This window comes from Hyphomonas sp. CACIAM 19H1 (assembly GCF_003325995.1).
Lineage (GTDB): Bacteria > Pseudomonadota > Alphaproteobacteria > Caulobacterales > Hyphomonadaceae > Hyphomonas > Hyphomonas polymorpha.
This window is the reverse complement of record NZ_CP016437.1, coordinates 167,542-194,099: the sequence shown is the minus strand read 5'-3', so window position 1 is coordinate 194,099 and position 26,558 is coordinate 167,542. Positions and strand designations below refer to the sequence as shown.

26 protein-coding genes are annotated in these 26,558 nt (G+C 65.0%); 17 read left to right on the top strand and 9 right to left on the bottom strand.

Translation table 11 applies throughout. From position 1 onward, the window contains the following. Positions 1 to 221 precede the first annotated feature (221 nt). Complete coding sequence (locus tag BBF93_RS00920) at positions 222 to 2,300, bottom strand: TonB-dependent siderophore receptor (protein ID WP_162786359.1); 2,079 nt, start codon at positions 2,298 to 2,300, stop codon at positions 222 to 224. A gap of 397 nt (positions 2,301 to 2,697) precedes the next feature. Here BBF93_RS00920 and BBF93_RS00915 point away from each other — a divergent pair, with 397 nt between their 5' ends. The 5 genes from BBF93_RS00915 to lpxC all read left to right on the top strand — a co-directional run bounded on the left by BBF93_RS00915 (position 2,698) and on the right by lpxC (position 8,566). Beyond that, positions 2,698 to 3,606 (top strand): D-alanine--D-alanine ligase, encoded by a 909-nt coding sequence (locus BBF93_RS00915; protein ID WP_035599192.1) that lies wholly within the window; start codon positions 2,698 to 2,700, stop codon positions 3,604 to 3,606. Then, positions 3,594 to 4,469 carry a cell division protein FtsQ/DivIB gene (locus BBF93_RS00910; protein WP_035599190.1) on the top strand — a complete coding sequence of 292 codons (876 nt, stop codon included), beginning with the start codon at positions 3,594 to 3,596 and terminating at the stop codon, positions 4,467 to 4,469. Before BBF93_RS00915 ends, BBF93_RS00910 begins: the two co-directional genes overlap by 13 nt. After that, positions 4,469 to 5,764: a cell division protein FtsA gene (ftsA, locus tag BBF93_RS00905; RefSeq protein ID WP_114104733.1), complete on the top strand. Its 1,296-nt coding sequence runs from the start codon at positions 4,469 to 4,471 to the stop codon at positions 5,762 to 5,764. The genes BBF93_RS00910 and ftsA overlap by 1 nt, the downstream gene beginning before the upstream one ends. A gap of 122 nt (positions 5,765 to 5,886) precedes the next feature. Continuing rightward, a complete protein-coding gene (gene ftsZ / locus BBF93_RS00900) occupies positions 5,887 to 7,365 on the top strand; it encodes a cell division protein FtsZ (protein WP_114104732.1) in 1,479 nt (492 codons plus the stop codon). A gap of 289 nt (positions 7,366 to 7,654) precedes the next feature. Continuing rightward, positions 7,655 to 8,566, top strand: a complete 912-nt coding sequence (gene lpxC / locus BBF93_RS00895; protein WP_035599265.1) for a UDP-3-O-acyl-N-acetylglucosamine deacetylase — start codon at positions 7,655 to 7,657, stop codon at positions 8,564 to 8,566. 27 nt (positions 8,567 to 8,593) lie between these two features. Here lpxC and BBF93_RS00890 read toward each other — a convergent pair whose 3' ends face one another. Then, positions 8,594 to 9,028, bottom strand: a complete 435-nt coding sequence (locus tag BBF93_RS00890) for a helix-turn-helix domain-containing protein (protein ID WP_114104731.1) — start codon at positions 9,026 to 9,028, stop codon at positions 8,594 to 8,596. Positions 9,029 to 9,252: 224 nt separating this feature from the next. Between BBF93_RS00890 and BBF93_RS00885 the strand changes: the two genes are divergently transcribed. Further along, complete coding sequence (locus tag BBF93_RS00885; protein WP_035599181.1) at positions 9,253 to 10,086, top strand: outer membrane protein assembly factor BamD; 834 nt, start codon at positions 9,253 to 9,255, stop codon at positions 10,084 to 10,086. A 20-nt stretch (positions 10,087 to 10,106) separates the two neighbouring features. Here the strand turns inward: BBF93_RS00885 and ligA are convergent, their stop codons facing one another. Both ligA and BBF93_RS00875 read right to left on the bottom strand, forming a co-directional pair. Continuing rightward, positions 10,107 to 12,212 carry an NAD-dependent DNA ligase LigA gene (gene ligA, locus BBF93_RS00880; protein WP_114104730.1) on the bottom strand — a complete coding sequence of 702 codons (2,106 nt, stop codon included), beginning with the start codon at positions 12,210 to 12,212 and terminating at the stop codon, positions 10,107 to 10,109. Continuing rightward, positions 12,209 to 13,894 carry a DNA repair protein RecN gene (locus BBF93_RS00875; RefSeq protein ID WP_114104729.1) on the bottom strand — a complete coding sequence of 562 codons (1,686 nt, stop codon included), beginning with the start codon at positions 13,892 to 13,894 and terminating at the stop codon, positions 12,209 to 12,211. The genes ligA and BBF93_RS00875 overlap by 4 nt, the downstream gene beginning before the upstream one ends. Positions 13,895 to 14,036: 142 nt before the next feature. Between BBF93_RS00875 and BBF93_RS00870 the strand changes: the two genes are divergently transcribed. Both BBF93_RS00870 and BBF93_RS00865 read left to right on the top strand, forming a co-directional pair. Beyond that, a complete protein-coding gene (locus BBF93_RS00870) occupies positions 14,037 to 14,744 on the top strand; it encodes a DUF2459 domain-containing protein (protein WP_035599173.1) in 708 nt (235 codons plus the stop codon). A gap of 19 nt (positions 14,745 to 14,763) precedes the next feature. Beyond that, on the top strand, positions 14,764 to 15,888 hold the full coding sequence (locus tag BBF93_RS00865; RefSeq protein ID WP_162786357.1) for an alpha-L-fucosidase: 1,125 nt from the start codon (positions 14,764 to 14,766) through the stop codon (positions 15,886 to 15,888). A gap of 11 nt (positions 15,889 to 15,899) precedes the next feature. Here BBF93_RS00865 and BBF93_RS00860 read toward each other — a convergent pair whose 3' ends face one another. From BBF93_RS00860 to BBF93_RS00850, 3 genes are all read right to left on the bottom strand, one after another. Further along, a complete protein-coding gene (locus BBF93_RS00860; RefSeq protein WP_114104727.1) occupies positions 15,900 to 16,370 on the bottom strand; it encodes a hypothetical protein in 471 nt (156 codons plus the stop codon). Between the two features lie 132 nt (positions 16,371 to 16,502). Further along, positions 16,503 to 17,393, bottom strand: coding sequence for a DUF6624 domain-containing protein (locus tag BBF93_RS00855; protein WP_114104726.1), 891 nt, complete (start codon positions 17,391 to 17,393; stop codon positions 16,503 to 16,505). Between the two features lie 157 nt (positions 17,394 to 17,550). After that, complete coding sequence (locus BBF93_RS00850; RefSeq protein ID WP_114104725.1) at positions 17,551 to 19,362, bottom strand: aminopeptidase P family protein; 1,812 nt, start codon at positions 19,360 to 19,362, stop codon at positions 17,551 to 17,553. Positions 19,363 to 19,526: 164 nt separating this feature from the next. On the opposite strand from BBF93_RS00850, the gene BBF93_RS00845 reads away from it, so the two are divergent. Together BBF93_RS00845 and BBF93_RS00840 are read left to right on the top strand one after the other, a co-directional pair. Continuing rightward, on the top strand, positions 19,527 to 19,721 hold the full coding sequence (locus tag BBF93_RS00845; protein ID WP_035599162.1) for a hypothetical protein: 195 nt from the start codon (positions 19,527 to 19,529) through the stop codon (positions 19,719 to 19,721). A gap of 229 nt (positions 19,722 to 19,950) precedes the next feature. Beyond that, positions 19,951 to 21,225: an esterase family protein gene (locus tag BBF93_RS00840; protein WP_114104724.1), complete on the top strand. Its 1,275-nt coding sequence runs from the start codon at positions 19,951 to 19,953 to the stop codon at positions 21,223 to 21,225. 3 nt (positions 21,226 to 21,228) lie between these two features. On the opposite strand, the gene BBF93_RS00835 is transcribed toward BBF93_RS00840, so the two are convergent. Then, positions 21,229 to 22,050 carry a 50S ribosomal protein L11 methyltransferase gene (locus BBF93_RS00835; RefSeq protein ID WP_233349226.1) on the bottom strand — a complete coding sequence of 274 codons (822 nt, stop codon included), beginning with the start codon at positions 22,048 to 22,050 and terminating at the stop codon, positions 21,229 to 21,231. 181 nt (positions 22,051 to 22,231) lie between these two features. Here BBF93_RS00835 and BBF93_RS00830 point away from each other — a divergent pair, with 181 nt between their 5' ends. The 6 genes from BBF93_RS00830 (at position 22,232) to BBF93_RS00805 (ending at position 24,909) form a co-directional block, all read left to right on the top strand. Then, positions 22,232 to 22,597, top strand: coding sequence for a PRC-barrel domain-containing protein (locus BBF93_RS00830; protein ID WP_035599153.1), 366 nt, complete (start codon positions 22,232 to 22,234; stop codon positions 22,595 to 22,597). 164 nt (positions 22,598 to 22,761) lie between these two features. Continuing rightward, the gene (locus tag BBF93_RS00825) at positions 22,762 to 23,052 is read left to right on the top strand and encodes a TM2 domain-containing protein (protein WP_035599252.1); all 291 of its coding nucleotides are present in this window, start codon (positions 22,762 to 22,764) and stop codon (positions 23,050 to 23,052) included. Between the two features lie 196 nt (positions 23,053 to 23,248). Then, positions 23,249 to 23,725: a VOC family protein gene (locus BBF93_RS00820; RefSeq protein WP_035599149.1), complete on the top strand. Its 477-nt coding sequence runs from the start codon at positions 23,249 to 23,251 to the stop codon at positions 23,723 to 23,725. A gap of 4 nt (positions 23,726 to 23,729) precedes the next feature. Next, positions 23,730 to 24,104, top strand: a complete 375-nt coding sequence (locus tag BBF93_RS00815; RefSeq protein ID WP_051612573.1) for a cupin domain-containing protein — start codon at positions 23,730 to 23,732, stop codon at positions 24,102 to 24,104. Beyond that, positions 24,101 to 24,448: a helix-turn-helix transcriptional regulator gene (locus BBF93_RS00810; protein WP_035599147.1), complete on the top strand. Its 348-nt coding sequence runs from the start codon at positions 24,101 to 24,103 to the stop codon at positions 24,446 to 24,448. The genes BBF93_RS00815 and BBF93_RS00810 overlap by 4 nt, the downstream gene beginning before the upstream one ends. Beyond that, a complete protein-coding gene (locus BBF93_RS00805) occupies positions 24,445 to 24,909 on the top strand; it encodes an SRPBCC domain-containing protein (RefSeq protein WP_114104722.1) in 465 nt (154 codons plus the stop codon). The genes BBF93_RS00810 and BBF93_RS00805 overlap by 4 nt, the downstream gene beginning before the upstream one ends. Before the next feature lie 100 nt (positions 24,910 to 25,009). Here the strand turns inward: BBF93_RS00805 and BBF93_RS00800 are convergent, their stop codons facing one another. Next, entirely contained in the window at positions 25,010 to 25,378 is a 369-nt protein-coding gene (locus tag BBF93_RS00800; protein ID WP_114104721.1) for a GFA family protein, read from the bottom strand. Positions 25,379 to 25,494: 116 nt separating this feature from the next. Between BBF93_RS00800 and BBF93_RS00795 the strand changes: the two genes are divergently transcribed. Further along, a complete protein-coding gene (locus BBF93_RS00795) occupies positions 25,495 to 26,421 on the top strand; it encodes a peptidylprolyl isomerase (protein ID WP_051612571.1) in 927 nt (308 codons plus the stop codon). Positions 26,422 to 26,558 lie beyond the last annotated feature (137 nt).

Genomic DNA, 26,558 nt, shown 5'->3' with positions numbered 1-26,558 from the left:
TTCGGCCGCTGCGTCAGCGCTGATGCAGCAAGAGACTTGATCTCCTTGTTCGAAAGCGAACCCGGCTTCTGAAGTCCTTTGGAAGCGATAGTCCCAACCTTGGAGCCAGTCTTTTCATTCTTTGCCATGATCATTCTCGTGACAGAATCACTCACGCCCCATGCGAGAGGACTATATCAAGAACATATACTGTTTTTTAAGAGAACAAAAGTCCCAATTTCTCAAAACTTCCCCTTCAACTCCACCGTAAAAATCGGCCCGAACGCTCGGGAATATTCCTCCGTGCGCACCAGCGCCCCGTTGCGGTCACCATCATAGACGCGGCGCCAGTAGGTGTCTTTCTGGTTGGCGAGGTTGCCGATGGCCACGGTGCCGGTCATGCCGGCGATGTCCTTGTGTTCCAGATAGGCCATCAGGAAAGGCGGCTCGTTGCCTGACAGTTGCGTGTCGGAAAGCTGGTAGAACGGCTCCTGCTTGAACCCTTCCAGGATCACGCCCCAGGCAATATCCGTCTTCGGAACATCCTGGCGCAGCTCGATATTATAGTCCCAGATAAGGTGGCCATTTATCGAGCGGCGGATGCCGGTCACCGGATCGTCTGCCTCCGTATCAAAATAGCGGCCCGTGGCGGTAATCTCCGCGCCGGCGAACCCCAGCTTGCCGAGCTTCAGCGTCGATTCGGTTTGCACCGACCAGGCCGTGGCGCTGTCGATATTACCCGGCCCCGCCCCCTGCCCGATCGGCACCTGGTCCACCACGTCTTCCAGGTCCACATAGAGGAAGCGCACAGTCGAGGCGCCCCATTCGCCGAAAGTCTTCTGCGCCTCCACCGAATAGCGCCAGGACTGGCTCGGCACGATTTCCTCATTGCCGGACTGGCCATTGCCAAGGTCCAGGTCCACCGAGGAAATGAAGTCGTAAAAGTCGAGCTGGCCCACGCGCCGTTCCACCTTGCCAACCAGTTTCAGCGTGTCGCTCTGCTGCCAGGAAAGCGTGGCAAAGCCCTTGGGCCGGGTAAAGCTGCGCTTGTTTTCCGCGTCGCCGGTCTGTTCGAGCTCGGAATATTCCAATCCGCCGGAAAGCTGCAGGTTGAGTTTGGGCGAAAGCTGGCGCCCATGGGTGAGGATCACCTCGCCCCGGCGTTCCTCCACGCGGCTGTTGGCCAGGTGCAACGGCACCGGCAGCAGAGGCCCGCCGCCAATGGCTTCATCCAGCGCGGTTTCAGCCTCCAGGAAGTTGAACGCGCCCTCGGCGGAAATCTGCCAGTCGCGCCCCTTCCCCGTCTGCAGGGCATATTCGCTGCGCAGGATGTATTCGCCCTCGTCCACGGTCTGCTCGAAATTGGACGCATACTGACCAGATCCGTCGAGCCCGCCCATCAGGAACCGGTCAACAAACGGGCTGTGCTCATGGCGCACAAGGCTGATGAGTTTCAGCCGCCCCGGCCCCAGGCCGAATTCATAATCCCCGCCGATTTCGGCGTTCCACTCATCCTCCGCGCCCTGGAAAAGGCGCCGCCCCTCCACCCCGCCCAGCGGATAGGTCTTGGAAATCTGCTTGCGGTCCACTTCCCACACGCCCGCCCTGGCGTTGAGATTGGCAATCTCCCCGCTGGCCGGTTTCCAGGAAAGCGACCCGGCCACGGAAACATCATCCCCCACGCGGGTGAAATCCTCCCGGCGCTGTTCCAGAAGGTTGCCCTGCCCGTCCTGAATGAGGCGCCAGCCGGCATCGGCGCCCCGCTGCGGCGCGCTGGCCGCCTCCAGGCTCCAGCTCAGCGCCCCCTGGCTGCCCGCCAGCGTCAGCGTGCCTTCGTTGAGAGAGGGCGGCAGGTTTTCCCGCAGGCGGATCTTGTAGCGCCAGGTGCCGTCCATCGTGCCTTCGCCATCGGTAATCACATTGACCACCTTGCCGGTCAGGCCGGGAATGTCGGTCTGCGTTCCGTCCAGCACCTCGATGCGCACCACCCGCGCCGCCGCGACCCGGCCCAGTTCGGCTTCCGCCCCGTTGGACTTGGCCGAAACCCGCTGCCCGTTGATCAGCACGTTGCCGCGCGCCTGTCCAAAGCCCCGGTTGCCGCTGTCATCGCTCTGGATGGCAAAGCCCGGAATGCGGCGCACCATGTCCAGCGCCGTCACCGGGCCATACTGGGCAAAGTCTGCCGGCATATAGGCGGAACGGTCCGTTCCGCTCGCGGCGGGGCTGGCCTCCGGCATCCCCGCCACCACCGTCTCGGCGCCCGCAGGCCCCATCAGCGCCATCACGGCAAGGCTTCCCATCAGCAGCGGTTTTATCGGCATCGGCATTTCCTCCCACACTCTTCGAGCCGCCTGCTTGACAGCGCCGCTCAAATATCATTTCCGTTTTTCGGTATCGATTTCTCGATCTTCAATAAGATTGAGGCGAGGTCTCATGAGACTACACATGTAGTCAACCTCTTTTTGAGCGCGCAAATAATAATCACTCGCGAGAATTGGGCCGGGCTCCGGCCGTCCAAGCGGCGGAACGCCCGGTTTTTCTGGCCAACCGGCACGCGCCGACCGCCATCCCGCCCGAACATGATATTTCGGTAATCCGCCGCAAAACGGCCCTGCCCCCGCCTGACAGCCGCCGCGGCCCGCGTCTTAAGTCGCTGTTCACCGTGTCAGGCCATCAACTGGACGAGAGCGCGGCAGTAAGCGGCAGAAGGAATTTCCCATGAAACGGGTAGCAGTGATCTATGGCGGCTGGTCTTCGGAACGGCCTGTGTCCTTGTCCTCCGGCCAGCAGATGGCCGCTGCCGCCCGCAAGGCCGGCTACGGCGTCACCGAGATCGACGTCACCCGCGACCTCGCCGCCCAGCTCGCCGAAGCCAAGCCCGATGTCGTCCTCAACGGCCTGCATGGCCCCTGGGGCGAAGACGGCTGTGTCCAGGGCGTGCTGGAGGTGATGGGCATCCCCTACTCCCATTCCGGCGTGCTTGCCTCGGCTCTGGCCATGGACAAGCTGAAATCGAAAGCCGTTTACCGCTCGGCCGGTCTCGATGTCGCCGCCGACAAGCGCGTCACCCGCGCCGAGGCCGCAGCGGCCCACGCCCTGCCCCCGCCTTATGTGATCAAGCCGGTGAATGAAGGCTCCAGCTTCGGCGTGCTGATCGTGCGCGAAGGCGCCAACGGCCCGCCCCAGGAACTTACCGGCCCGAACTGGCGCTATGGCGATTATCTGATGGCCGAAGAATACATTCCCGGCCGCGAACTCACCGTCGCCGTGTTGGGAGACAAGCCCCTCGCTGTCACTGAAATCACGACCTTAAGGGACTATTACGATTTTGATGCAAAATACGCGGCTGGCGGATCAAGACATGTGATCCCGGCAGACCTGCCGGCCCATGTGACGAAGGCGGCGATGGACGCCGCGCTTACGGCGCACAAGGCCCTGGGCTGCCGCGGAGCAACGCGGTCAGACTTCCGCTATGATGAACAGAAGGACCGGCTCGTGATCCTCGAGACAAACACCCAGCCCGGCATGACGCCGACCTCGCTCGTGCCTGAGCAGGCCGCGCATATCGGCATGGCGTTCGAGGAGCTTGTCGCCTGGATGATCGAGGACGCTTCATGCCAAAGATAGAGCGCAACCAGACCGTCCCCGGCGGGCGCCGCCGCGCCCCCGCCACGATCATCGACGAATCCACCGGCGAGGAAGTCCGCGTCTCCTCGGTGATCTTCGGCATCGTGATGCTGATCGCCATCCTCGTCGCCACCGCCGCCTGGATGGGCGGGTCGATGTCGCAGATCGGCTCGCGCTTTGGCGGCTTCATGGACGACACCGCCCGCCTTGCCGGGGTCGATGTGCGCTCTGTGTCGGTGATCGGTCTGGAACTCAATCCGGCGCTCGCCGATGAAGTGCGCGCCGCCGCGATGATCGAGCCGGGCGAAAACATGTTCCGCGCCGACCCCTATGTCATCCGCCGCCGCGTCGAATCCACCAAGAAAGTCCTCAATGTCCGTGTACACCGTCTCTGGCCCGGCCAGGTGGTGATCCTCGCCGAAGCGGCTGAGCCCGTCGCCCTCTGGCATGACGGGCGCGACTGGAAAGTCGTCGATGGCCTCGGCCGCATCCTGCCGGACGCAAAGGCCGAAGATCACGGCCACCTGCTGCGCCTCGCGGGTCTCGGCGCGCCCACCGCCGCGCCCCAGCTCACCCGGGCGCTCGCCGCGTCACCAGACATCAACGATCGCGTCGCCGTCGCCACCCGCGTCGGCGAACGCCGCTGGGACATGCGTTTCGTCAGTGGCGTGACGGTTCGCCTGCCCGAAGACGAAGCGCTTGAGCCCGCGCTTGACCGTCTCGCCAAACTGCAGGTGCGCACCGCCCTCACCCAGCGCCCGCTGGAAATGATCGATCTGCGCTCGCGCAACCGGGTCTATCTGCGCGCCACGAAGGAAGCCCAGCTCGCCCACCCGCTCACCCCCGCCGGCGAGCGCACCTGATGGCAAACCTGTCGGCCAAACGTCTCGCCCGCCTGCAGAGCCAGCGCGCCGGCACGGTTGCCGCCCTTGATATCGGCTGCTCGAAAACCACCTGCCTGATCGGCCGCCCGGATGGCTCCGGCCCGCGCCGCATCCAGATCCTCGGCGGCGGGCGCCAGCAGACACGCGGCTTCAACGGCACCGGCATCACCGACATGGAAGGCCTTGAGCGCACCATCCGGGTTGCCGTGGAAGATGCCGAGCGTGAAGCGGGCGAACCGATCAGCGAAGTCATCCTGGGCGTCAGCGGCCCGCAGGTCACCTCCTGCCTCGTCGAAGCCCAGATCGAGCCGGGCGGCCGCGCCGTCACCGCCCGCGATGTCCGCCGCCTGCACACCCAGGCCATGGCCCGCGTGCCGCAGAAGAATGCAGACATTCTGGCCGCCTGGCCGGTCGTCTACACGATTGACCGCGCCGCCGGCCGCGTGCGCCAGCCCGTCGGCATGATCGCCGGCACGCTGCACGTCCGCATGGCGGTGATCACCGCACCCAAATCCATGGTGCGCAATCTCGTTGAATGCGTTGGCCGCGCCCATCTCGGCGTCACCAAGCTCGTCCCCTCCTCCATCGCGTCGGGCCTCGGCACGCTGATCGAGGACGAGCTGGAAAACGGCACCATCTGCATCGACATGGGCGCCGGCATCACGGCTGTCTCCGTGTTCCTCAACGGCGCGCCCGCCTGGCTCGGCCTCGTGCCTGTCGGCGGCCAGCATGTCACCGCAGACCTTGCCCAGGGTCTTGGCACCACCTTTGCCGCCGCCGAGCGCATCAAGACCGTCTTCGGCACGGCCGACCTGGAAGGCCCCGGCCTTGCCGAACGGGTCGAGGCCGCCCGCCTGGGCGATGATGGCCGCCTGCACGCCACCCGCACCGAGCGCGGCGAGATCGCGCGCATCATTGCCCCGCGCATCGAGGAAACCTTCGAACTCGTCGCCCAGATCCTGGAGACCAGCGATGTCCGCAAGGTTCTCCCCCACCGCGTCGTCCTCACAGGCGGCGCCAGCCAGCTTCCCGGCATCCGTGAGGTCGCCAGCCGGTACCTGCGCGCGCCCGTGCGCCTCGGCAAACCGGTGATTTCGGAGTTTCTTGGCGAGACACTGGCAACACCGGCTTTCTCCACCGCGTCCGGCCTGATACTCTATCCGGAGTTGGGGTATGCAGATGCTGCGCGGGCTGGCGTGGCATCAACAGAGGATGCTGCCGGATCGGGCACTTGGGTGAATGCTGCGCTGCGCTGGCTGAAGGACAACTTCTGAGGAACTTTCCCGGAATTTTTCTTCTCCCATCCACACTCACTTAAGCGTTTTTTAGCCCCGCCCCATGATGGTGGAGGTTGAATACAGCCCGGCATGACGCGGATTGTGAGAGTAGGTACGCGATGACCCAGGAACTCAGACCCAAAATCGTTGTCTTTGGCGTGGGCGGTGCCGGCGGCAACGCCGTCAACAACATGATCGAAGCCAACCTTCAGGGCGTGGAGTTCGTCGTCGCCAATACCGATGCGCAGGCGCTGGCCCGCTCGCGCGCCGAAATGAAGCTGCAGCTTGGCCTGGAAACCACCGGCGGTCTCGGCGCCGGGGCGCGCCCCGAGATCGGCGCCCGCGCGGCTGAAGAATCGCTTGAGGAAATCCGCCTCCATCTGGAAGGCGCCCATATGGTGTTCATCGCCGCCGGCATGGGCGGGGGCACCGGCACCGGCGCCGCCCCGGTTATCGCGCGCGCCGCCCAGGAACTCGGCATCCTCACCATCGCCGTCGTCACAAAGCCCTTCGGTTTTGAAGGCAGCCACCGGATGAAGCTGGCCGAAGACGGCCTCGCCCGCATCCGCAGCCATGTCGACACGATGATCGTGGTGCCCAACCAGAACCTCTTCCGCGTCGCCAATGACCGCACCACCTTCGCGGACGCCTTCCGCATGGCCGATGACGTGCTCTATAACGGCGTGCGCGGCATCACCGATCTCATCGTCATGCCCGGCCTCATCAACCTCGATTTTGCAGACGTCGGCGCCATCATGACCGGCATGGGCACCGCGCTGATGGGCATGGGCGAAGCCAGCGGCGAAGGCCGCGCGCTGGAAGCCGCCCGCCGCGCCATCGACAATCCCCTGCTCGACGATGTCACGATCCGCGGCGCCAAGGGCGTGCTGATCAACATCACCGGCGGCTATGACATGACCCTGTTCGAACTGGACGAGGCCGCCAACGAGATCCGCCGTGAGGCAGACCCCGAAGCCAACATCATCATCGGCTCGGCCTTCGATACCGAGCTTGAAGGCACCATCCGCGTCTCCGTGGTCGCTGCTGGCCTGGATGAAGCTGCCCGGCGCCTGCCCGCCGCCCAGCCGGCCACCGCCAGCGTGCGCCAGCCCATCGCGGCCCCCGTCGAAGACGCCCCCGTCCTGCCCGAGCCTGAGCCCCTGATGGCCGAGCCGGACGTCGAAGACATGCTCGAAACGGTCGCTGAAGCTGCCACCACAGAAGACACCCCCGCCAGCGCCCCGGAAGACGATGACCGCCCCGTCGTCATCACCCGCCCTCAGCCGGCCGCGCGCGCCGTGATCATCGACGACACCGCCGATGAGGAAGAGGAACCCACTACGCCGATGCCGTCGGTCTTCTCCAGCCGCAAGGATGCGCCCGCCGCCGACAAGCCGGCCCGCGAAGCGCCTTCGGCCGGCTTTGCCAACCTCTTCGGCTGGCGCCGCCCCACGCCCCAGGGCCAGAACGACACGTCCGATGTTCCGGCTGTTCCCAGCCAGATCGTCACCTCGCCGGACGACCATCCCAAACCGGCACCGTTCGACGATGCCGATCTCGAAATCCCGGCCTTCCTGCGCCGGTCGGCCAACAACTGATCTCCGTCTCCAATTTGGCCAGCGCGCGCCCGGACCTCGTCCGGGCGTGTCCGTATTTGTCCGAAACTGTCCGGATTTGTCCCGGATCTGTCTGAAACTGTCCCGGTGTGTCCCTTTGGAGACAGTTTTTGTAACATAAATGTCCCTTTATTTTCAGCACATTAGAACCAACCCACGCCCCATTTTGTAACAACACGCAATATCCCGTGTTTTGATGCTTGCCCCCACCCTTGCCAAATGGATTTCGAAGGCTGCGACAGGTGCAGCCGCCAGTCAGGTTGTTGGTTCAATGGTTGATATGCAACACACCCTCGCAAAGGCCGTCAGCTGCGCCGGTGTCGGCGTGCACAGCGGCGTGCGGGCCCGGCTGACTCTGAAACCTGCCCCGGCCGGCACCGGGATCGTCTTCGTCCGTACCGATGTTCCCAAGGGCACCGGCACTGTCCCCGCCCATGCCGAAACCGTCACCGATACCCAGCTCGGCACCACGATCAGCAATGAACACGGCGTTTCCGTCGCCGTCGTCGAACACCTGCTGGCCGCCATCGCCGGTCTCGGCATCGACAATCTCATCGTCGAGATCGACGCCCAGGAAGTGCCTATCATGGACGGCTCCTCCTCGGTCTTCTACGAGCTGATGATGCTGGCCGGCCTCAAGGCCCAGGGCGCCCTACGCCGCCGCATCCGCGTGCTGGAGCGCGTCGAAGTGGTCGATGGCCCCAAGCGCGCCTCCCTCTCCCCGGTCGCCGATGACAGCCTCACCATGCGCGCCCGCATCGAATACACCGACCAGACCATCGGCGTGCAGCAGATGGCCCTGCGCCTCCTGCCCGGCAGTTTCGCCCGCGATCTCGCCTTCGCCCGCACCTTCGGTTTCGCCCGCGATGTCGACATGCTCCGCGCCATGGGTCTTGCCCGCGGCGGCTCGCTCGAGAACGCCGTGGTGATCGACGATAACGGCATCATGAACCCGGAAGGCCTGCGCGTGGAGGATGAGTTCATCCGCCACAAGATGCTCGATGCCGTGGGCGATCTGATGCTCGCTGGCGCCCCGATTGCCGGCGCCTATGAGGCTGTCCAGCCCGGCCATGGCATCAATAACAAGCTGGTGCGCGCCCTGCTCGCCAATCCGACGGCCTGGTGCTGGGAAGAAGCCGGTTCGCGCGCTGAAGCGGCCGAAGACGTGCGCGCCGCCGTCTGAGCCTGCCTCTGATCTGGCGCCCGCGCCTCAGGCCTGGCCGCTGATCCCGCCATTTGCGGCCTGCCGGGCCGGCGCAGCCTCACTGTCGCCGTCAACCTCCCCCCCGCCGGACAAAGCCCGCATCAGCGCCATCAGATGGCTGCGCACGCGGTCGTCCTCGATCCGGGAAAAATTGCGCACCAGCTCGATCACTGCGCGGGAAGAGTTGCCGGGTTCATCTGCCGCCTCGGCCACTCCAAAGAACCAGCCCGGCAGAACTTCCAGCACTTCGGCAATCTGGGCCAGCCGCCCGGCGCTGATCCGGTTGGCGCCGGTCTCGTATTTCTGGATCTGCTGATACGAAATGCCCAGCGCGTCGGCCACCTGGTCCTGCGTCAACCCAAGCAGTATTCGCCGCCGGCGCATTCGCTCGCCCACCTGACGGTCCACCTGGTTTGCATCGCTCAGTTTGATCGGTCTCATGGAGGTACCTGACTGCGCCAAAGCTAGCGGATGACCCACCCGAAAATCGGGTTCCGGCGCGTAAAGAAGAACCCTTATACGTGGCGAGCTAGTCCGCAACACCCTTCCGGCAAGGGCTGGGCCTCCCCAACCCGCGTACTCAGATGACAAACGGCCTTGGAAACCCCACACAATCCGCGCTAATCAAGCGGACGAAAAGTTCTGAGAGCGCGAGGCCGCACCGCATGTCGAAACTGACGCCCCTTCCCCTCGTGATTCTTGCCAGCGCCCTGATGGTGACGGCCTGCGCGTCGAGCCGCCGCAATCCCGAGCTGGCCTATGTCGAGCGCCCGGTGGAGCAGCTCTACAATCAGGGGACCGACCGGCTGGACCGGCGCGACTACACCCGCGCCAAGCTGTTCTTCGAGGAGGTCGAGCGCCAGCACCCCTATTCGGAATGGGCCCGCCGCGCGATGGTGATGTCGGCCTACGCGTCCTATCGCGCCCGCGATTACACCACCTCCATCTCCGGCGCGCAGCGTTATCTCTCGCTCCACCCCGGCGGCTCGGAGGCTGAATACGCCTATTATCTGATCGCGCTGAACTATTTCGACCAGATCACCGATGTCGGCCGCGACCAGGCGACCACCGAAAGCGCCCGTAACGCCTTTCTCGAGGTCATCCGCCGCTATCCCGAAAGCGAGTATGCCCGCGACGCCCGCGTTAAGCTCGACATGGTCAACGACCAGCTCGCCGGCAAGGAAATGACCATCGGCCGCTGGTATCTGCGCTCCAATCAGACGCTGGCCGCCGTCAACCGCTTCCGCCGCGTGGTGACAGAGTATCAGACCACGTCTCACTCCGAAGAAGCGCTTCACCGCCTGGTGGAAGCCTATCTCACCCTCGGCCTGCGCGATCAGGCGCTCGCCGCCGGCGCCACGCTCGGCCACAACTATCCGGGCAGCGACTGGTACAGGATGAGCTACCAGCTGCTGACCAATGAAGGGCTGAACCCAGACGCCGTGGACGACACCACCCGCCGCAGCTTCCTTCAGCGCCTGATCCCCGGCGGCAACTAACCACCGGGCCGGTTGGCCCATCAGGCCTCGCCGATCAGGGCCAGCCAGTCATCTTCCGTCATCACCGTGAGGCCAAGCTGCTCGGCCTTGGCCAGCTTTGAGCCTGCCCCGGGCCCGGCGACGACAATGTCCGTCTTGGCCGATACCGACCCGGCCACCTTTGCGCCCAGCGCGCTCGCCCGCGCCTTGGCCTCATCCCGCGTCATCTTTTCCAGCGTTCCGGTGAACACCACGGTTTTCCCTGCCACCGGGCTGTCGGTTGCGGCAGGCACTTCGTCCTCCACCTCGACCTCCTGAAGCAGCGCCGCGAGCATTTCCCGGTTATGCGGCTCGCCCTCGAACGCCATCAGCGCGCGGGCCGCCGCCTGGCCGATGCCATCAATGCCGATCAGGTCGTTGTAGGCCTCGCCGCCCACCCCGCCCTCTTCGGCTGCCTTCACTGCCGCCCAGAAGCTCTGCCAGCTGAGGAAACTGCGCGCAAACTGGGAAGAGGTCGTCTGCCCCACATAGCGGATGCCGAGGCCATTGAGAAACCGCGCGAATGTCACCTTCCGGCGCGCATCGATCGCGTTGTAAAGCTTCTTCGCAGAGGCCGCGCCAAAGCCTTCCCATTCCTCCAGCGGCGGCAGGCCAGCCGCTTCGATATTCGTCTTCAGGCGGAATATGTCCTGCGGCGCCTTCAGCACACCCTTCTCGAAGAACAGCGCCACCTGCTTCTCGCCCAGACCGTCAATATCCAGCGCCTTGCGCGAGACGAAATGTTTCAGCCGTTCCACCGCCTGGGCCGGGCAGATCAGCCCGCCCGTGCAGCGCCGGCGCACATCCTCGCGGCCGGCGTCATCAATCTCGCGCACCGCCGCCGAGCCGCAGACCGGGCAGGTGTCCGGCATCGTCCAGACCGGCCCCTTCCCGGCTTCCACCACGCGCAGCACCTGCGGGATCACATCGCCCGCCCGCTGCACCTCCACCCGGTCGCCGGGCTTCACGCCAAGGCGGGCAATCTCATCCTCATTGTGCAGCGTGGCATTGGAGACCACCACGCCCCCCACGGTCACTGGCTCCAGCCGCGCCACCGGCGTCAGCGATCCCGTCCGCCCCACCTGAATGTCGATACCCAGCAGCGTGGTGACCGCCTTCTCGGCAGGAAACTTGTGCGCAATCGCCCAGCGCGGCGCGCGGCTGACAAAGCCGAGCCGCTGCTGCCAGTCCAGCCGGTCCACCTTGTAGACCACCCCGTCAATGTCATACTCAAGGCCCGCGCGCTCCGCCTCGATTTCGGTATAATAGGAGAGAATCTCCTCCACCGTCTCGATACGGATCATGCGCGGATTGGTGACAAAGCCCCAATCGGCAAAGGCCCGGACCGCGTCCAGCTGCGTCTCCGCAAAGGGCTCGCTCGCCGCCGCCCAGGCATAGGCAAAAAAGCGCAGGGGCCGGGATTTGGTGATCTCCACATCCAGCTGCCGCAGGCTGCCGGCAGCGGCATTGCGCGGATTGGAAAAGGTCTTGCGCCCGGCGGCCGCCTCGCGCGCATTCAGCGCGGCAAAGTCGGACTTGGCCATATACACCTCGCCGCGAATCTCGATGCTCTCCGGCCAGCCTGCGCCTTTCAGCTTTGCCGGAATATCCTTCAGGGTACGGGCATTCTGGGTCACGTCCTCGCCCGTCTGACCATCCCCGCGCGTTGCCGCGCGCTTGAGCTTGCCCTTCTCATAGGTGAGGCTGAGGGAGAGGCCATCAATCTTCGGCTCGGCGGTAAAGGCCACCACCTCTTCGGCCGGCAGCCCCAGAAAGCGGCGGATGCGGCCGGCAAAGTCAGCCACATCTTCATCCGTGAACGCATTGTCGAGCGACAGCATCGGCGCGCTGTGGCGGGCCTTGGCAAAGCCGTCCCCGGCTTCGGCGCCCACCCGTTCGCTGGGGGAATCCTCGCGCTTCAGTTCCGGAAAGCGCGCCTCGATGGCAAGGTTGCGCTGGCGCAGGGCGTCATACTCGGCGTCGGTCAGCTCCGGCGCGTCATTCTGGTAATAGGCTGCATCTGCGTCCGCAATCGCCCTGGCGAGGCGCTCCAGCTCTGCCGCCGCTTCTGCCGGCGTCAGCGCCTCGACCGGTTTCTCCGCGCTCATGCATCCTCCATCAACCTCCCTGCTGCCGCGCGCGCCTCATCGGTGATTTCCGCGCCCGACAGCATGCGGGCAATCTCTTCCCGCCGTCCGCACGCGTCTAGCAAGCTGAGCTGTGTCTCGCCAGCCTCCGGAAGCTTTTCAATGAGCCAGTGATTGTCCGCTGCGGCGGCCACCTGCGGGCTGTGGGTTACGGCAAATACCTGCCGTGTCCGCGCCAGATGCTCGAACCGCTCGCCAATGGCGGCAGCCACCGCCCCGCCCACGCCCTGATCGGCTTCGTCAAAGATCAGCGTGCCGGCGCTGCCCGCTTCGGCGAGCGCGCATTTCAGCGCCAGCGATACCCGCGCCAGCTCCCCGCCCGAGGCCACCTTGCGCAGGGCGCCAAAGCCCGCGCCCGGATTGGTTTCGGCCTCAAACTCCACCCGCTCGGCGCCTGCCGCACCGGCTTCTTCCTCGGCCAGTGGCACCAGCGCCACCCGTATCGTCGCCCGGCCAAGCTTCAGCGGTTTCAGCTCCGCCGCAATCGCCGCTTCCAGCCGCCCGGCCGCGCCCTTGCGCGCCTGGGTCAGCCGGTGGGCCGCGCCGTGCCAGCGGGCCCGTGCGGCGCTCTCCGCCGCCTCGGCCTTCTTCAGGCCAGCGTCCCCCGCCTCCACCAGATCCAGCCGCCCGCGCAGCGCCTCCAGCCGGCCCGGCAGCAACTCTGCCTCCCCGCCATATTTTCGCGCCGCCGCGCGCAGCGCAAAGAGGCGCGCCTCCACCGCGTCGAGATCGCCCGACGCTTCGGGCAGCGCCGCCAGCCGCGCCACCGCCAGCTCCGCCTCGCGCACCTCGATCAGTGCCCGCTCGATCGCCTCGGCGGCGGCCCGCGCGGTTTCGGCCAGCTGGCCTTCCCCGGTTTCAAAGCCCGGCAGCCGGCAGATCCGCTCGGCCGCCCGCGCCGCTTTGCCGAGCGCCGTTTCAGACCCGCCTTTGGCGAGCGCCTCTTCGGCCTCGGCGACTGCTTCCTGAATGCGCTCGGCCTGCATCAGGCGCATGCGCTCTTCGCTCAGCCGCTCGGCCTCGCCCTTCTGCGGCGCCAGGCGCTCCAGCTCTTCCACCGAAGCCACCAGCCATTCGCGCGCTTCCCGCGCCGCGTCCTGCTCCGCCTTCAGCCGCCCCCGCTCGGCCCGCGCCGCGTCCAGCGCCTGCCAGGCAGCCGCGCATTCGGCCAGAAGCGCCTCATTGCCCGCAAACTGGTCCAGCAGGCGGCGATGGGAGGAAGGCCGCATCAGGCTGGATGCGGCGTGTTGCCCGTGGATCTCCACCAGCAGGTCGCCCGCCTCGGCCAGCAGCGACGCGCTCACCGGCTGGTCATTGATAAAGCCACGCGCCGGCCCCTGCGCGCGCACCACACGTTTCAGCGTCAGCGTCTCGCCCGCTTCGGCGCCCACGCCCTGCCCGGCCAGCAGCGTCCAGACCGGATGGTCCCGCGCCACGTCAAATTCGGCCGCAACGCTTGCCTGCGCTGCCCCCGCGCGGATCACGCCCCGGTCGGCCGGCCCGCCCAGGGCCAGCGCAATGGCGTCCAGAATGATGGATTTGCCCGCGCCGGTTTCCCCGGTCAGGGCGGTGAAGCCTTCCCCCGGCGAAATATCGAGCCGGGAAATAAGCACGAAATCACGGATAGAGACTGAGAGCAGCATGAAGGCGCTCATACCACGAGAACAAAATGAGAACAACTAGAATCATGGGCTTGCGTGCAGAGGCCACTTCGCCCCATCCTTGGCGTGTCGGGCGCTGCGGGGCGCATCAGGAGGCGGGGTGCAGATAAGGCGCGCGCAGATCATGGCAGGCTTCAAGGGCGCGGGGCTCGCAGCCATTGCGCTCCTCATCCTCTGCTTCTGGTATCTGGGCGCCGCCTGGCTGTCGGGAAAGCTGCCGCTCGGCGGACGTGCCCAGGCCGACGAGCCGGGCGCCCCGGTCACCTATCTCTGCGAAGCGCCCTTCCACACCGACATCGCCCTCCCCCTGAACGATCCCCTGTTCGACTGGGCCGCCGAACTGAAAGACGAGTTGCCCGCCTGGCTGCCGCCGGACACCTACATCCTCTTCGGCTGGGGCGACTCGGTCTTCTTCACCCGCGTGCTGCAGCCCGAGGACATGACCCCCGGCCGTGTCCTCAGCGCGCTGGCCGGCCTCAACGACACCGCCGTGCGCATCGTGCCCGTTGATGGCGGATCGGTGGACGAGTTCTGCAATCCCATCGCCGTCGACAATAAAGGCCGCGCCGCGCTGATCGCGCATATCCGCGAGACGTTCGAGCGGGACAGCGCCGGCGAGCTGCGGATGATCCCGACGCCGGTGCCCGGCGAAATCCTGGTCCGCGCCCGGGGCCGCTACAGCATGTTCAACACCTGCAACCAATGGACGGCAGCTGCCCTCGGCAAGGCCGGCCTGCCCCGCGCCTTCTTCGCCCCCTTTGCATGGAACGTTACGTCACCCTTGCAAGGCCGCCTGGAGACAGATACCGAGGAGGTAACTCTATACAACTAGATTAATGGGAGGAGTTAGAATGATTGGTCCAAATGGCCGCCCCTGTCCGGAATGGTTCGCCAAGCCCCAGCTCGGCATCTTCATTCACTGGGGCATGTTCACGATCCCCGCCTGGGCCCCGCGCGGCCGCGCCATCCACGAGCTTCACGGCGACGACTATTACATGAGCGCGGTGATGACCCCCTATTCGGAATGGTATGACAATGCCGTCCGCGTCGAAGGCAGCGAAACGCGCAAACGCCATCTCGAGCTTTACGGCGACAAGCCGTATCAGGACTTCTTCCCCGAATTCGACGCTCTCTCCCAGAAATTCGATGCCAATGAATGGGCCGATTTCTTTGTCGAATGCGGCGCCACCCACTGCGTCTTCGTCACCAAGCATCATGACGGCCTCTGCCTCTGGCCGACGGAAGTGGAAAATCCCCACCGCCCCGGCTGGCACACGGAGCGCGACTTTGTCGGCGAACTCGCCGATGCCGTCCGCGCCCGCGGCCTGCGCTTCGGCCTTTATTATTCCGGCGGCCTCGACTGGACCTTCCGAGACACACCGATTGCCAATCTCGGCGACATGTTCGCCGCCGTCCCCACCGAGCAGGACTACCGCGACTACGCCCTCGCCCAGGCCAAGGAGCTGATCGACCGCTACAAGCCCTCGATCTTCTGGAACGACATCTGCTGGCCCAATGGCGAGGATGTGCCCGTCCTGCTTGACTATTATTACAAGGCCGTGCCCGACGGCGTCACCAATGACCGCTGGCTGGGCGCGCACGATTTCTTCAATTCCCTCCGCGATGACGCCACCCGCAAGGGCTTCAACGACATGATGAAGCAACGCTCTGCAGGCGGCGCGCAGGAAGAAACCCCTGCCCCGTATGCGGACTATCGCTGCGTAGAATTCGGCCTCGGCGTCGTGCCCAAGGAACACAAATGGGAAGCCTGCCGCGGCCTTGGGCTCGGCTTTGGCTACAACTCCGCCGAAATCCCCGAAGACTACATGACCAGCGATGAGGTGATCGCCCTCTACAAGGACGTCACCTCAAAGCGCGGCAACCTGCTGATCAATATCGGCCCCCTCGCCGACGGCACGATCCCCGATCTGCAGAAGACACCGCTGCGCGCGTTGGGCCAGTATCTGAAGGGCTGATGGCGGGGGCTTTACCCCGCCCGCTCCACAACATCCGCCACCGGCCGGCGCCGCGCGCCGTGCCGGCCCTTGAAGCGCACCTTCTGGCCCACCCGCACATACACCCGCCCCGGCGCCAGCTTGAACTGCACCGGGCTTTTCACCCGGTCACACCGGATGAGGCCCACGGCCTTGTACCGGTCAAGATGGATCACATTGCCCGACACCCATTCGTCCGGGTCAAGATCAGGCCCCCGGGCCGGGCCGGACGCGGCCTGCGCCAGCATCACCAGGGCCGGGCCGTCCGACAGAGCCACCGGCGCGGCCCCCGCCACGGTCAAGGGCGCCTTCGCCCCGCGCCCGCCGGTCAGCCGCGCAAGAACCGCCACCGCCAGAACCAGGATCACCGCTCCTGCCAGCCCCACCACCAGCATCCGCGCCGTCTCATCCCACGCCGCCGGCAACAGCGATGTCACCGGGCTCAGTATTTCCTGAATATCCAAGTCTGCCTCCCTCAAGCAGCAACCAGGATTAGATCGCCGCCCCCCGCCGCCAAGCACCGCTGCGATATTCGGCAACCGGAAACCCCGCGCTGCCTGATTTTCAGGCAGCGCCTGCGCCCCCGCCCTGCCGCGCTATTGCGGACACATGGCGTCGATGCGCGCCTTGTTCTCTTCAAAGGTCACCTGGATGTCGAAGGCCGCCCGCCGCGCATTCACCTCTTCTGCCGGCGCTTCGATTTCAAACGCCACCCAGTCGCCCGGCCCCATACATCTGCCCTGCGTGCCAAAGCGTTGCGGCCGCTCCTGCGCCACTGCCACACGGTCCCACAGATAGGCGTAATTGTTCCGGTTCACGTTCCCGGTCTCAAGCAGGGGCACCATCTTCTCCAGCGCCATCTGCTGGAAGGCGGGGGTCTGGTCGGCATGCTGTGTCAGCAGCCAGATATTGCTGGCCGTATCGGCGCCCACCTCCTCCACCGTCCACCAGCGTCCGCCGCGCGCCTCGAGTTCGCGCTGCAGAAACGCCGTATTGTCGAGATCGGTGCGGACAAGCGCACGCATTATCCGGTCCCCGAAGGCTACCCCGCCTTCCTCGTCCAGCTCAAACCCCAGGCGCGCGGCCAGCGCAACCGGCGCCTCCGGGGTCATCGGTCCATCCATGCGCCCATACTGATCCAGCGCCACGCGCCGGTAGACCTCCTTCACAAACGGGTCATCGCTTTCGTCGGAAGTCTGTTGGTAGTCTCTCATCTTCTGATGCCAGTCGAGGAAGGGCGCCTTCTCTCCTGCAAGGATGGCATCGCGCTCGGCGGTCCACGCCGCCAGCACTTCATCAGCCTGCGGATGAGGCGCCGGCGGCGTCGCCAGCCAGTCGCTGAGATCCAAGTTCGCTTTGGGCTTTTTCTCCTCTTCGGCCGCCTCGGGCGCGGTCTCTTCCGGCGGCGCGGCAGGCTCCCCCGCAAAGGAGGGCGCCGCAAACCCGCCGAGCGCCGCCATCACCAGACCCATCAGATAATACCGCATCCCTCAGCCCTCCTGATCTCCAGAGGAAACAGTCTAGCCGGGCATATCCCCAAGACAAGGAAATAATTGCTACCTTAGAGATTAATAATGATTGCCCTGAAACAAAACGCCCCAGCCTTTCGGGCCGGAGCGCTCGTGACTTTCTGTGATCGCGAAATCAGATTTTCGCGCACGCCTTCTTCAGCCAGTCTTTCACTTCGCCGTCGAGTTTGCGGCTGAGCAGTTTCAGAACGCGCTTGTGATAGTCGTTCACATATTTGCGCTCTTCCTTCGTCAGCATCTTCACATCGATCAGATCACGGGCGAGCGGCGCAAAGGTCAGGCATTCAAAGCCGAGCATCGCAATTTCCCCGCCCGGAATATCCTCCGCAGGCGTCACATATTGCAGGTTCTCGATGCGGATGCCGTATTCCCCGGCTTTGTAGAAGCCCGGCTCGTTGGAAACGATCATCCCCGGCATCAGCGGCACAGGGTTCCACGGCTTGGCAATCCGGTGGGGCCCCTCATGCACGCCGAGGTAAACCCCCACGCCGTGGCCCGTGCCATGCTGATAATCCAGCCCCGCCTGCCACAGCGCGTGGCGCGCCAGCACGTCTAGATGCGTGCCCGTCGTGCCCGGCGGAAAGCGCACGGTGGCCAGCGCAATATGCCCTTTCAGCACGCGGGTATAGTTTGCGCGCATTTCCTCCGTAGGCGTCCCGATCGGCACGGTGCGCGTTACGTCCGTCGTGCCGTCCAGATACTGCCCGCCCGAATCGATCAGGAACAGCGATCCGCGCGCCAGCTTGCGGTCAGAGGCCGTGGAAACCCGGTAATGCGGCAGCGCGCCATTCGGCCCCGCCCCCGAAATCGACGGGAAGGAAAGATCATTGAGATTGCCGAGCTCCTCGCGGAACGCTTCCAGCTTCACCACCGCGTCAATCTCGGTCACTTCCCCGCTCTGCGCTTCGGTGTCCAGCCAGTGGAGGAACTTCGTCAGGGCAATACCATCGCGCGCATGCGCCGCCGTCGTGCCCTTGATCTCCGCCGCGTTCTTGCACGCCCGCGGCAAGGCCACCGGGTCGCGCTGACGCAGGATATTGGCGCCCGCTTCCTTCAGCGCGTCGAAGAACCAGGCCGAGGCCACGTCCGGGTCAAGGCTGACGGTCTTGCCCGAAAGGCCTTTCAGCCCCTCGTCCAGCTTGCTCAGAGGGCGGAGCGTTACCTTGTTGCCCAGATGCCGGCGCAGCGCGGCGTCGGTCTTCTCCTCGTCGATGAAGAGGTCCGCCGAGCCATCCGCATGCAGGATCGCCCGCCCCAGCGGCAGCGGCGTACAGCTTACATCCCCGCCGCGAATATTGAATGCCCAGGCGAGCGAGGCCGGCGAGGTCAGCACCGCCGCGTCCGCCCCGTCGCGGGCCAGCTGCGCGCCAACCGCTTCCAGCTTGTCGGTATGCGCCACGCCCGCATGTTTTACCGCCTGGGGCACCACCTTCGCCATCGGCTGGGGCGGACGGTCCGTCCACGCCGCATCGATCGGGTTCTCGCTAACCGCCACCAGCTCCGCCCCGGCCTTCGCCGCCGCTGCCGCCAGCGCAGCCACGTCATTCGGGCTCATCAGGCGCGGGTCATACCCCACCTTCTTGCCCGCAAGGCTCTGCTGCGCCAGCCAGCCAAACGCGCCGGGGTCAGGAATCCCCACCACCTCAAACAGCGCCGGGTCTGTCTGGTCGCCCGCCTGCAAAGTGTAGCGCCCGTCAGCAAACAGCACCGCCTTGCCCGCAAACACGAAGGCCGAGCCGAACGAGCCGGTAAACCCGCTCATCCAGGCCAGCCGCTCATTTGCGTCGGGCAGGTATTCATTCTGATATTCATCGTCATGGGGCACGTAGAAGCCGTCGAGGCCCTGGCGCGCCAGTTCACGGCGAAGCAGCGGAAGATGGGCCCGGCCGTCCTGCGGCCCGCCCTTGATGTCGAATGTCTGTCTCATGCCCTTTCATAGCGCCAAGTCGCCGCGCCGGAAAGCAAGCAAGCTATGCAAATAAACATGGAAAAATGTCACTTTCCATACTGTTTTGTTTAGCTCGCACCCTATATAGGCCGCACACAGACATTGCTGCGCTGCAGCAAAACAAGAATTAACAAGGTATTAACATGAAAACCGAAATTAACCTCTCGCAATCGGCCGATATGGTGATCGAGAGCGTCCTGCGCCCGGCAATGGACACCCAGGCTGCAACTGCTGCTGCGCCCGCCGCGCATGAAAGCGCCCGCGACGCCCTCGTCCGCCTCAACATCCTGGCCCGCCGCCAGCAACGCTGGGATCGCCGCGCCGCCCGCGCGTCCTGATCCGTCCTTATTCTCCTGCCGCCCCGCACCCTCCCATCGGGGGCGGCAGCTGAAGATCGCCCGGCCATGCGTCCTCCCCCACGCGCCGGCGCGATCCCCTCCCCGCCCATCCCTCCCCAGGGATGGGCCGGAGGGCCAAGGGAGCCTCTCCAAAGTTTAACTTCCCGCCGAAATTATACCCCCTAAAGTTGCTCTTTAGACATCACCTGATGGGCAAGGGGAAACACCTATGGCGTTCTGGCACCACACGGGCGCGGCCTTCGCCGCCCTGCTCACGGCATGCAGCACCGCGCCCACGCCGTTGGCCGCTGCCGGCAGCACCGATGTTCGTCCGCGGTCGGTCGAGATATCCCTGCCCTGCGCAGACCATGCGGCCCGCCGCCTGGAGGAAACCAACCCCATCCAGCTCGCAATGCTCGATCTTCTGGCAAACGCCTGCGCGCTGCCTACGGACGATCTCACCCTGGCGGAAGCTGAAGCCACGCTCGCCGGCAAAGCGCTCGCCCTCACCGCCGAAGGGAACACGCTCACCCTCTTTCAGATCGCGGAAAGCCGGGAACCTTCCCTCTGCTGCTCCCTCCAGAGGGCAAACTGGCGCGACCTTGGCGATGGGCGCACCTATGCCGCCCGCTTTCATCTCAAGGATCTGCAGTCAGGCATGCTCAAACTGACAGCAAAGCCGCTGGATCAGGAGTGGGTGGAGGATGACTTCATCCTCTGGCGCGGGCCGGACGCGCCGGGCGAGCCCATCTTCAAGCCTGACCTAGAGGGCACACTTTCAGATCACACGCTTTACAGCCCCGAACTCGGCGAAACGCGCAAGCTGATCATCTACCAGCCTTCGCGCCGCGAAGAGGGCCGCCTGCCCACGCTCTATCTGGCTGACGGCGATGACTTGCATTTCCTGGCCCGGATCATCGAGCCGCTGATCGATGCGGGCGAAATCGCCCCGCTCCTGATTGTCGGTATGCGCAGCGGCCAGGAAGGCATCGTGGAGGATCGCAGCGAGTTGGGCCGAGACATCCGAAGCCTCGATTACCTCGCAGTTGACTTTCCCGGAGAGGCGCCCAGTCGGTTTGAACCCTATCTCGCCTTTGTCGCAGACACGCTGGTGCCGTGGGTGGAGGAAACCTTCCCGGCGGCGCCGGACCGCCAGATGCGTGCGGTTTCCGGCAAATCCAATGGTGGGGGCTTTTCCCTCAACGCCAGCTATCGCAGACCAGATGTCTTTGGCCATGCTTGGCCGATGTCCATTGGTGTCGGTGAGATCAAAACCGCCACCCTGCCAGAAGGCGAGCCCGCCCGTTTCCGCATCAGTGCGGGCTATTACGAACCGTATTTCCTCCGGGCCAGCCGGGTCAGCGCGCAAGCACTCCACGACGCCGGATACTCCGTAGACACCCATTGGTATGCCGCCGGCCACATGACTGACCAGTGGCACCACCGTCTGCTCGAAAACCTCAAATCCGTTTTCCCCGGACCGGCCAGCGCCAGCGCCGAGTAAGCCTCACCCCCGCTTCCGGAACACCAGCGTTGACCAGCCGTCGCGCTTGATGCGTTTCTGGAAGAGGAGGTTATGCCCCTCATAGGCGGCGCGCACCGGCGCGGCCTGATGGTGGAGCAGTCCGGAGAGGATGATCGTCGCGCCCGGCGCCGAAAGCTGTTCGATCTCTCCGGCAAGGCCAATCAGCGGCTTCATCAGGATATTGGCAAACACCGTATCATAAGGCCCCGCCTGCCGGATCGCCGGATTGTTGGCGCCTGCCACATGATGCACGAAGAAGCGGCTGACATGGTTCTTCTTGGCGTTCTCGCGCGCCACGAACACCGAGTCCCGGTCAATGTCGGTGCCAGAGGCCATCTCCGCGCCCACTTTCAGCGCCGCAATCGCCAGCACGCCTGATCCGGTGCCCAGGTCCAGCACACGCCCCGGCTTGCGATAGCGCCGCGCCTCCGCCAGTGCCAGGAGGCAGCCCAGCGTGGTGCCATGATGGCCCGTGCCGAAGGCAGGGCCTGCTTCAATCAGTACAGAGATTTTTCCCGGCGAGGACTGGGTCAGCGCATGGCTGCCCGCAACCACGAACGGCCCGGCATTTACCGGCGGCAGCCCTTCCAGCGACAGCGTCACCCAGTCCCGCTCGACAATCTCCTCGATCCGCGCGGTCAGCTCCGGCGCGGCTTCCTCGATGAGGGCGACGCATTCTTCGGCCTCTTCCAGCGTTTCGCAGAAGGCGTCGATCCGCCAGGCGCCGCGCGCATCTTCCTTGGCATCGACCGCGCCTGCGGGCGAAGGGTCCGCCCAGGCGAGCGCCTCCCATGCCGTTTCCACTGGCCCCCGCGGGCCTCTTGCCGTGATCTGGTACATGGACGCGGCGCTTAGCAGGCCGCCCCCGGCTTGGGAAGCGGGCAAGGCGCGCGGCGCCGCCCCCATCCTAACAAAGTTTAACACAACCTATGCGGGCTCGCGGCGTTGGTCCCGTACAGCAACCCCGAAAAAGGAGACGACCTTTATGCCGACCCCATCCGGACATACCAGCGCTATCCCCGCCAGCCGCACGATCGGCACCTCCGTCTACAACACTGCCGGCGACAAGATCGGCAAGGTGGAAGACGTGATGCTCGACAAGCTCGATAACTCCATCCTGTATGCTGTTGTCGGCTTTGGCGGCTTCCTGGGCATGGGCGAGAAGTACCATCCCGTTCCGTGGTCGACGCTCGACTACAACAAGGACAAGGATGGCTATGTCGTGCCTTTCACCAAAGAGCAGCTGGAAGCGGCCCCGGCCGATTCCATCGAACAGCTGACCAAGAATGACGGCTACGCCGCCCGCGACGCCGCCTACAACTACTACAAGGTCCAGCCCTACTGGCTCTGATCCCCTGCCAGTAAAGCCTGGATAGAGGGCGGTGGCTCCGGCCACCGCCTTTCCTATTGCTCCTGGCCCCTAATTCAAGAAATTGCCGTTTTTCGATAAAAAGTTCTGGAAACGCTCCCGCCCGTTCCTATATGATAATCGATAAGACAGCAGAGGAGCCGAAAATGGCCTTCACCACCGAAGACATGATCCTGATCGAGCAGCGCGCCGCCAATGAGAAGAAGAGCGCCGGCGCCGCCTATCTGCTCTGGTTCTTCCTGGGCTGGATCTCGGCGCACCGCTTCTATCTCGGCAAGCCGGTCACGGCGGTCCTGCAGATCGTCAGCTATTTCTTCCTCATCGGTTTTGTCTGGTGGGTGCTGGATCTCTTCCTCATCCCGGCGATCATCGAGCAGAAGATGGATGCCGCCCGCTCCGACGCGGCCTGGTCCATCCGCCGCAGCCGCTACGCCTGACAAGGGCAATACCCCAGCGGCTGCCCTCCTCCCACAGCCGCGCCCCAAGGCCCCGGAGCTTCCCGCTTCGGGGCCTTTTCGTTTCCCCCCCTCTCCTCGCCAGCCCTCACCCCGCCCCCTCCACCTGGCGAAACTTCCCCTTGACATATATTTTCACTTTTGTAGAAATATTATCAAGAAACGGAAGGAAACGCAGATGTCAGATTTCTCTCGCGGCAAGGGCGTCTCCAGCGCCGTCACCTATGTGGACCCCAACGCCGCCTTCCGCTGGCTGGAGGAAGCCTTCGGCTTTGAGCCGGTGATGGTGATCCTGGATGAGAATGAGCGCATCGCCCATTCGGAGATGGCCTTCGGCAATGGCCTCATCATGGTCGGCGGCGAATGGTCTGAAAACCATCGCAGCCCGAAAAGCCTCTCCGGCGTCAACACCCAGTCCGTCCACATACAGCTTGCGCCCGGCGAAGATATTGATGCCCATTGCGCCCGCGCGCAGAAATCCGGCGCCGAAATCCTTCAGATGCCGGATGATCAGTTCTACGGAGACCGCACCTACCGCGCCCGCGACCCTGAAGGCCACATCTGGACCTTCGGCGTCACCGTCAAAAAGATGAGCCCCACCGAATGGGACAAGGCCGCCGGCGGCAGCCTCCACACCCGCACCCGGCTGGATTGATCCGATGCGTTTTGATCTGGAAACCACCTATCTCGCCATCGATGGCAAGGGCGAAGTCATCCCCATGCCCGTCACCGACACCTTCTGGCAGACAATCGACGCCTCCCCCGCCGCCACCCGCTCGATGCTGGCCGTCTACCCGATGACGGCAGATTGGGTCAGCTGGGAGCGGCACCCGGAGGGAGAGGAAGTGCTCGTCCTGCTCGAAGGCCATATCGAGATGCTGATGGATGATGGCAACCGCCAGACCGTCGCCGAAATGCGCGCCGGCACCACGCTGGTTGTGCCCGCCGGCGTCTGGCACCGCGCTCTGGTGCGCACGCCCGGCCGCCTGCTGGGCCTCACCTATGGGCCGGGCACGGATCATCGCCCGGCATGAACAGCGCCCGCCTCGATACCGTCTTCGCCGCTCTGGCCGATCCAGACCGCCGCCGCGCGGTGGAGCTGCTGGGAGAGCGCCCCCGCAGCGCGGGTGAGCTTGCCAGCGCGCTTGGCCTGGCCGCTCCGGCGATGAGCCGGCATCTGCGCCTCCTCAAACAGGCAGGCCTGGCGCAGGAAAGCCATCCGGAATTTGATGCCCGTGTACGGATCTATTCCCTGAAGGAGGGCGCCATGGCGGATCTGAAACTCTGGCTGGCCGAAACCGAAGCCCTCTGGACCGGCCAGCTCGCCGCCTTCAAGGCGCATGTCGAGGGCAAGGCAAAGGCGCGGAAAAAGCCGTGAGCGCGGTGATCGTCTCCCTCCGCGTTGCCGCCAGCCCGGAAGAGGCCTTTGACATCTTCACCGCAGAGATTGCCGCCTGGTGGCAGCCCTCCGCCCTCTTCCAGCTTACCCCGCGCGGGGATGGCACGCTGAGCTTTGAGGAAGAAGTCCGCCTCATCACCACACTCCCCAATGGCAAGGTGTTCGAGATTGGCCGCGTCACCGCCTGGCAGCGCGGCCAGCGCCTCGCCTTCTCCTGGCGCCAGGCGACCTTCACGCCAGACCAGATCACCCATGTTGACGTCCACTTCGAGGCGGTCGGCGAAGAAACCCGCGTCACGGTGGAGCATCGCGGCTGGGACACGATCCCTCAGGAACACGTCGCCCGCCACGGCTTTCCCCTCGCCGCCACCCAGATGCGGCTTGCCGAATACTGGCGCGCCCAGCTCGCCGCGCTCAGCCGGGCCCGTAGATCGCCGTGAAGTGATCCCACAGCGCCGCGCGCGTCGTGGTGGACGCCTCCACCACCAGCGCATCCGTGGCGGCCACCGCATCGGGCCACGCCTCCTCGACGAAGATGTGCTAGGTCGGGATCGCCCAACCGGCAGCGTCCAGCGTTCCGGCGCAAAGGATGATCAGGTCCGGCGCCACATCCGGCCCGTGCCACAGGCGCGTCCCGCAATGACGGCAGCGATAGATGGAGATCTGATTGCCGCTGCCCCCGGTGCGCCGGAAAAGGTCAAGCTGGCCAGAGGTCACCTCAAACCCGGCTTTCGCCACATGCAGGTAAACCCCAAACGGCGCCCCGGCGAGGCGCTGGCAATCCCCGCAATGGCAGGCATTCACCGCCATCGGCCGCGCGCGCACCCGGTAACGCGCCCGGCCGCAATGGCATCCCCCCTCCAGCGGCAGGGAGGGCAAAGGCGGGCGCAACACATCCATCCGTTTCATATTCAAATCTTGCGCCGCCCACACCGCCCGAACAAGCCCCGCTTTTGCATGGCTCGTTTCCGGCCTGGCTCCGCCGGCAATTGACGGGCGCGCGGGGGTGGCAGACAGTTGCGCGCATGAAACGCGCTCTTCTTGCCTCCGCCGCCCTTTTCTGTGCCGCCTGCGTCACATCCAGTCCGGTCCTGTCCGAAACTGTCCCGGAACTGACCGAAGCTGACCCCGGCTGGCGCGCGGTTGACCCGGAAAATCTGATCATCGTCACGCTGGAAACCGGCACGGTCGCGATCGAGCTTTTCCCGGACGCGGCCCCCGCCCATGCCGCCCAGATAAGGGAAGCCGTGCGCGAGGGCTTCTATGACGGGGAATATTTCTACCGCGTGGTCGAAGGCCATGTGGCTCAGGCCGGCCGCGAATTCGACATGGCCATCGCCGCCTGGCCCACCCTGCCCTTCGAGGCGGAACGCGCAGTCGCCGCCGAAGGCTTTGCCCCGCAGGGGAACGTAGACCTTTACGCAGAAGAAGTTGGCCACAGACAAGGCTTTGCCGTTGGCCGGGAGGGGGACAGGGAATGGCTTCTCAACTGCCCCGGCGCCCTCGGCATGGCGCGCGATACCAACCCCGAAAGTGGCTCCACCGAGCTCTACATCCCCCTTCAGCCGCGCCGCTATCTGGACCGGAACTACACCATCTTCGGCCGGGTGATTGACGGGATGGAATTCATCCACCGCCTGCCCCGCGTTGATCCGGCCACGGAAGAAGAAATGAACGCGATGATGGGGGAAGACGAGGAACTCGCCCATCAGATCAGCCAGTATCGCCGCTCCAAACTGGCGGATAACCAGATCATATCGGCCCGTATGGCCGCCGATATCCCCGTGGACAGCCGCCCGGCCTATGACGTCATGATGACGCCCTCCGCCGAATGGGAAGCCCTGAAAACCTCCAAGCGGGATTACACCGGCATCGCCGCCCTCGCCTACACCCCGCCCAAGGTGCTGGACATCTGCTCCCTCCCCGTGCCCGCCCGCCGGGCGGGGGAGTGACGCACGGATGGGCACTGCCCGGCCTCCGGCGAACCTTACGCATTTATAATCTCCCGCGAATCCATCCGGAAACAGAGCACTAGCACGCGGCCTCTCCTGTCGGGCGAAGCGGCGGAGCTCTCCTGTCTTGCCAGCCT